This is a genomic window from Salipiger sp. (assembly GCF_059781815.1).
On the sequence record NZ_JBYNAH010000382.1, the window covers coordinates 621 to 2,268 of the forward strand.

Annotated in this window: 2 protein-coding genes; both read left to right on the top strand. The window is 64.1% G+C overall.

Going from position 1 to position 1,648, the window contains the following annotated elements:
• The coding region (locus AC6RA4_RS24950) for a NupC/NupG family nucleoside CNT transporter (protein WP_500164935.1) at positions 1-1,225 on the top strand (1,225 nt) is incomplete at its 5' end.
• A gap of 189 nt (positions 1,226-1,414) precedes the next feature.
• The coding region (gene ndhC / locus AC6RA4_RS24955) for an NADH-quinone oxidoreductase subunit A (RefSeq protein ID WP_500164937.1) at positions 1,415-1,648 on the top strand (234 nt) is incomplete at its 3' end.

The window sequence follows — 1,648 nt, forward strand, 5'->3', positions numbered from 1 at the left end:
CACTGCCGCCGCATGGGCCATGGGCGAGCGGCGTGCGCCTTTTCCAATTCGGACAGTCGCCGTCGCGCTCGCCCTGCAAGTCGGCCTCGCAGCGATCCTGCTCAAAGCCCCGGGGTCGCGCGAACTCTTCGTCGTCCTGAACGCGGTTTTCACGGCCCTGAACGAGGCCACGCGCGCCGGCACATCCGTCGTCTTCGGCTATCTCGGCGGTGCGCCCCTGCCATTTGCAGAAAGCTTTCCGGGCGCGGCATTCGTCCTCGCCTTTCAGGCGCTGCCAATCGTGCTGGTGGTGAGCGCGCTCTCCGCCGTCCTCTTCCACTGGGGCGTGCTCCAACGCGTCGTGCTCGCGTTCTCCTGGGCGTTGCAGCGGGCGCTTGGCATCGGCGGCGCCGTCGGTGTCTCGGCTGCGGCAAACGTCTTCGTTGGCATGGTGGAAGCGCCGCTGCTGGTGCGGCCGTACCTCGCGCGATTGTCGCGATCCGAGCTTTTCATGGTGATGACGCTCGGCATGGCAACCATTGCCGGCACCGTCATGGCGCTCTACGCCGGCCTCGTCGGCAATGCGATCCCCGGTGCACTCGGCCACCTTGTCGCCGCCTCCCTGATTTCGGTACCCGCTGCCGTGTTGGTCGCCCGACTGATGGTGCCGCCGGAGCCGGAGGCCATGCCAACCGGCAAAGAGGAGACAGTGGCGATCGAGACCGGGGAGAGCCATTCCACCCTCGACGCCATCACGCGCGGAACCGCCAACGGCCTCACCCTCTTTTTGAACATCCTGGCGATGCTCATCGTCTTCGTCGCACTCGTCGCGCTGACCAATCAGCTGTTGGCCCTCGGCCCGAATATCGCAGGCGCACCCGTGACGCTCGAGCGGGTGCTCGGATGGGCCATGGCTCCGGTCGCCTGGCTGATCGGCATTCCCTGGGACGAAGTGGTCCGCGCCGGCGGTCTCATCGGGATCAAAACCGTGCTGAACGAATTCTTGGCATACCTGCAACTCTCCAAGCTGCCGCCGGAGGCCATCAGCGATCGCTCCCGTCTAATTTTGACCTACGCCCTGTGCGGTTTTGCCAACTTCGGCTCCCTCGGCATCATGCTCGGCGGGCTCACGACGATGGTGCCCGACCGGCGTAGCGAAATTGTCGGTTTGGGGCTCAAATCCATCGTTTCCGGCACACTCGCGACCCTGATGACCGGGGCGACCGTCGGGCTGCTGACGTGGTGAGCGCGACGCCCGATCCGGCATAAGCGCGTCGGGTCATCAACCCTGCGGCGCCCGACCGCATGTAATCCGGTGGAATTGCCGCCGAATGCCGCGTTTTGTGCGTCCAATCAGGGTGTATTCTTGCCCCCGGAGAGGTCTAACGCGGTCATGAGGTGCTTTCGGCACCGTCGGCCAGGGATTTGCTGCGACATGAACCAGCTACTGATGGATTACCTTCCCATCGTCATCTTCATCGGCGTGGCGCTCGGCATTGGTCTGGCTTTGATGATCGCGCCATTCCTCATCGCCGTGCGGAATCCGGATCCGGAGAAGGTCTCGGCCTATGAGTGCGGCTTTAACTCCTTCGACGACGCCCGCATGAAGTTCGACGTCCAGTTCTACCTGGTCGCCATCCTCTTCATCATTTTCGACCTCGAAGCGGCG